General features: G+C 66.5%; 5 protein-coding genes. All 5 read left to right on the forward strand.

What is annotated here, in order from left to right; genetic code table 11:
- The coding region (locus AC27IO_RS20350) for a Bug family tripartite tricarboxylate transporter substrate binding protein (protein ID WP_487115147.1) at positions 1-786 on the forward strand (786 nt) is incomplete at its 5' end.
- Positions 787-893: 107 nt separating this feature from the next.
- Positions 894-1,463, forward strand: a complete 570-nt coding sequence (locus AC27IO_RS20355) for a hypothetical protein (RefSeq protein WP_317354446.1) — start codon at positions 894-896, stop codon at positions 1,461-1,463.
- Between the two features lie 64 nt (positions 1,464-1,527).
- The gene (locus AC27IO_RS20360; protein ID WP_498740459.1) at positions 1,528-2,379 is read left to right on the forward strand and encodes a hypothetical protein; all 852 of its coding nucleotides are present in this window, start codon (positions 1,528-1,530) and stop codon (positions 2,377-2,379) included.
- Positions 2,380-2,567: 188 nt separating this feature from the next.
- Complete coding sequence (locus tag AC27IO_RS20365) at positions 2,568-3,731, forward strand: iron-containing alcohol dehydrogenase (RefSeq protein ID WP_284413651.1); 1,164 nt, start codon at positions 2,568-2,570, stop codon at positions 3,729-3,731.
- Between the two features lie 180 nt (positions 3,732-3,911).
- A complete protein-coding gene (locus tag AC27IO_RS20370) occupies positions 3,912-4,595 on the forward strand; it encodes a type 1 glutamine amidotransferase domain-containing protein (protein ID WP_498740461.1) in 684 nt (227 codons plus the stop codon).
- Positions 4,596-4,881: the final 286 nt, after the last annotated feature.

Consider the following 4,881-nt stretch of genomic DNA (forward strand, 5'->3'; position numbering starts at 1 on the left):
GTGGTGGACAACCGGCCCGGCGCTTCCACCAACATCGGCGCGCAGATGGTCGCCACCGCCAAGCCCGACGGCTACACGCTCATGTCCGCCGACAACGCCCTGCTGGCCTACAACGAGCACCTGTTCAGCAAGCTGCCGTTCAGCCCGGAAAAAGACTTCACCTACATCGCCGGCCTGAGCCGCTTTCCGCTCGCCCTGGTGGTGCACCCGGCCTTCGAGGCCAGGACCGTCAAGGACCTGCTGGCCTACGCGCGCGCCAATCCGGGCAAGCTCAACTACGCCTCGCCGGGCAACGGCTCGCCGCACCACCTGGCGATGGAGATGTTCAAGAACCGCACGCAGACCTTCCTGACCCACATCCCCTACCGCGGCGCCGCGCCTGCGCTGCAGGACGTGATGGGCGGGCAGGTGCCCTGCATGTTCCTCGACCTGGCCGCCGGCCTGCCGGTGATCCAGGCCGGCAAGGTGCGGGCGCTCGCCATCGGCTCGGCCAAGCGCGTGCCCGGCCTGCCCGACGTGCCCACCCTGGCCGAGGCCGGCGTGCCCAACACCGAGGTCTATGCCTTCCAGGGCGTGCTCGGCCCCGCCGGCCTGCCGCCCGCGCTGGTGACCCGCCTCAACACCGAGGTCAACAAGGCCCTGGCCAGCCCGCCGGTGGTCAAGCGCATGCAGGATTTCGGCATGGAGCCCCTGGCCGGCACACCCGAGCAGTTCCGCGCGATGGCCCGCGCGGAGGCCAAGCGGTGGGGGGAGATCATCAAGGCGGCGGGGGTGAAGCTGGATTGAGGGCAAAGGGTTGCGGAGCCCCTGCGAAACGCACATATCCCGCCAGGCGGAACGAATTGAAGATCGGGATTTAAACTACGGCTCCCTCGTGTTTTTCCCGACTTGCCATGCATTCGATATTTCGCCTGCCCTTTGGCTGCATGCCTTCGCGGGAATGGCTTAGCGCCGGCCGGACCGTCCTGACCTTTGCCGCTTTGTTGATAGGCGGTGCTGCCGGTGCCACGCAGGCCGCCGCCCAACGTGCATTGCCAGTCCCGGCCGATTCTGCTTTTTCGAAACCGGCGTCCGGCCACATCGCTTCGGCGGACACCCTCAAGGCGTTTTTGGGCAAGCTTCGCCAGAATCGGCGTGAAAACCGTTTTTGCTTCGTGCAGGAGCGGCTTGATGCCGCGCAGCCGGCGGAGCGCGACACGATCTGGATGGTGTGGACCACGGGGGCGAGGATCTACACCTTGACCAATGACCCCGGCGGCCCCCGCGAAGATCCCGCCAGCGAGGCGGCAGGGCTGGTGAACTCCAATCCCGTCAATCTGAAGACAGACGTGGTGGCCACTCAGGACGAGGTAGGAACCAGCACCTTCCTCGTGACCCGTGCCTGGGCGGACCGCATCGTCAACCAATGCCAGCGCGTTGGGGTCACCGTCCGGATGCCTCCTTTCGCAGGGGTTGTGCGGTAGCGCATTTCGCGAACGCTTTGGCGCGCTGGACGATCCCGGCCGCTTTTTCTTATTCAAAAACCTGATGCCCAATGCCCTCTTGAAGTTTGCGTATGACGCTCCCGTGCCCAGCGTATTGACCTTGGTGGTAGGCAACCAACTGCGCGTCAAGCTCGAGTCCATCGACAAGCGCCAAAAGCTCGTGGCCGTGAGCGACATCCCTAATCTGCTCCAGGTCACGAGCACCACCCACAATGCCCGAGCCGACTCGTGGGCTTTCGTGGTCACGGCACTGCGCGAGGGCAACGCAAAGCTTGCGATCCAGGTGCAGCAGGGAGTTGGGGCACCAGTGCTAACCATTACTCCGCCCCTGGTGACCGTCAACATCAAAAAGGCGGTGGTGTTGCCGGATGCCGCTTCCGATGCGGGCCTGTTGATGCGGCTGTTCCTGGCCGAGGCGCCTGCCCCGCAACGATGGAAGGTACTGGGCGTGAAGGATGTCGCGCAGGCCCAGCAGGGCATGCGCCTGATGCGCCGTGTGATCGTCAACCGGCTGAACTCAGGCAATACGAAAGAGTTCGGGGCAGCGAATGCAGGGAGCCTTGCAGACATCGTGCGCGGCAGCGATGGCGGGCAAGTCCAATTCAGGGGGTTCGACCATTACCCGCAACTGGATGCCGAAAAGCGATCGCAAATCGATGATGTGATGGCGCTGGTCAACGATGCCACCAATACGCAATGGCATGCCAGCTATGCGGCGTTCTACGAGGCCGCCTTCGCTGCGGCCACCGAAAGCCTGCCACCCGATCCCAGCCCCACCGGGCTCTACGGTTGGCGCACCGACAAACGGGGAGCGCCCTCCGTCGAGTTCAAACCCTTCACTTCGTCGGGCGGCAACACTTTTTTCATGCACTCGCGATACCGGCTGAGGCCCTGAGCGGGAGCGGAGTCGGTGCGGTAGCAACCTGCTCATTCCGATGGATGCCTTTACAAGCCGGGGTTCGTCCCCATCTCTGGGAAATTGCAACCCATCGGGCTGGTTCCACGACGGGTTTGCATCGCCTGCTCACATCGAGGCAAGGCGCATTGCGCTGCGCATGACAACCCCACCCGGAGAAAACTCCCATGCTGAATTTCGACTTCCACAACCCCACGCACATCGCCTTCGGAAAAGGCCGCATCGCCGACCTGGACCGGCTGGTCCCGGCACAGGCCAAGGTGTTGATCCTGGTGGGCGGCGCCAGCGCCGAGAAGACCGGCACGCTGGCCGAAGTGCGGGCGGCGCTGGGGGCCCGGCAGCACGCCACGTTCGCGGGCATCGAGCCCAATCCGAGCTATGAAACCTCGATGAACGCCGTGGCGCAGATCCGCGAGGGTGGGTTCGACTTCCTGCTCGCCGTGGGCGGTGGCTCGGTGATCGATGCGGTGAAGTTCATCGCCGCGGCCGTGCCGTTCGAGGCCGGCGACCCGTGGGCCATCCTGGAAAAGCGCGGCAGCAACGTGGCCCGGGCGCTGCCGTTCGGCGCGGTGCTGACCCTGCCCGCCACGGGCTCGGAGATGAACAACGGCGGCGTGATCACGCACCGCGCCAAGGGCGCCAAGCTGGCCTTCGGCAGCCCGCACACCTATCCGGTGTTCTCGGTGCTCGATCCCACCAAGACCTACACGCTGCCGCCGCAGCAACTGGCCAACGGCGTGGTCGATGCTTTCGTGCACACGGTGGAGCAGTACCTCACCTACCCCGTCAACGGCGCGGTGCAGGACCGCTTCGCCGAGGGCATTTTGCAGACGCTGATCGAGATCGGGCCGCGCATCCTGGCCGCGCCCGAGCCGGTGTACGACGACCGCGCCAACCTGATGTGGACGGCCACGCTGGCACTCAACGGCCTGATCGGCGCGGGCGTGCCGCAGGACTGGGCCACGCACATGATCGGCCACGAGATCACCGCGCTGCACGGCATCGACCATGCGCGCACGCTGGCCGTGGTGCTGCCGTCCCTGCTGCAGGCGCAGCGCGGTGCCAAGCGCGCCAAGCTGCTGCAGTACGGCGAGCGCGTGTGGGGCATCCGCACCGGCACCGAGGACGAGCGCATCGACGCGGCCATCGCCGCCACGCGCGATTTCTTCGAGCGCATGGGCATCCCCACCCGGCTGTCGGCCTACGGCGTGGGCGCGGACAGCGTGGCCACGCTGGTGGCGCAACTGGAGGCGCACGGCATGGTGCGGCTGGGCGAGCACCGCGACGTGACGCCCGAGGTGAGCCGCCGCGTGCTCGAAGCGGCGCTCTGAACGGAGCCGGCAAGGCCCTGCGGCCCCCTGGAGCGCGTGCCACGGGCGGCAGGCCACCGTCTGTGCCCGCGCCCGTTCTTTGCGGGCCCCCTTCCATTCGGCGGTGCCGGCCCCATCTGGGTGCAGGCGCTTTCGCTGGCGCTTCTCCTCTTTTTCTGATCTCCCTTTGAAAGCACCGCCATGGCAAAGAAAATCCTGATGGTCCTCACCTCCCACGACCAGCTGGGCGACACCGGCAAGAAGACGGGCTTCTGGCTCGAAGAGTTCGCCGCGCCCTACTACGTGTTCCAGGACGCAGGCGCCGAGATCACGCTGGCCTCGCCCCAGGGCGGGCAGCCTCCGCTGGACCCCAAGAGCGACGAGCCCGATGCGCAGACCGACGCCACGCGCCGCTTCAAGGCCGATACCGAGGCGCAGAAGCACCTGGCCAGCACGCGGCCCCTGTCCGGAATGAACCCCGACCACTTCGACGCCGTGTTCTACCCCGGCGGCCACGGCCCGCTGTGGGACCTGGCGGAAGACGCCCATTCCATCGCGTTGATCGAGAACACGTTCGCCGACCGCAAGCCCCTGGCCCTGGTGTGCCATGCGCCCGGCGTGCTGCGCCACACCAAGACGGTGGGCGGCCAGCCGCTCGTGCAGGGCCGCAAGGTGACCGGCTTCACCAACACCGAGGAAGAAGGCGTGCAACTCACCAAGATCGTGCCCTTCCTGGTGGAGGACATGCTGAAGGAGCGCGGCGGCCAATACGCCAAGGGCCCCGACTGGGCGCCTTTCGTGCTGACCGACGGCCTGCTGGTGACGGGGCAGAACCCCGCATCGTCCGAGCCGGCGGCGCACGCGCTGCTCAAGCTGCTGGGCTGAGCCGGGCTGCTTGCCTGCAGAGGCAGGCGGCTCCGATTCAAGCGTGCTGCAGCGGCACCGGCCCACGGCGAGGGGCGGCGTGCCGGTGCAGAACGGCACTGCAACAGTGCGTTGCTGGTGCGGAAAATGGATGGGCGAATGGGGCCGCTTTCAGCATCTGCTGCGCTGCTCCTGCTGCTGCCATGGATGGGCAGCCGGCGAGGAGGGCTTTTCGCATGCCGGGATATGATGACCGTCGTTTCAATGCCACAGCCTGTGTGAAGGTCTGCCCACGATGACACGCCGC

This window comes from Acidovorax sp. KNOB132 (assembly GCF_057541515.1).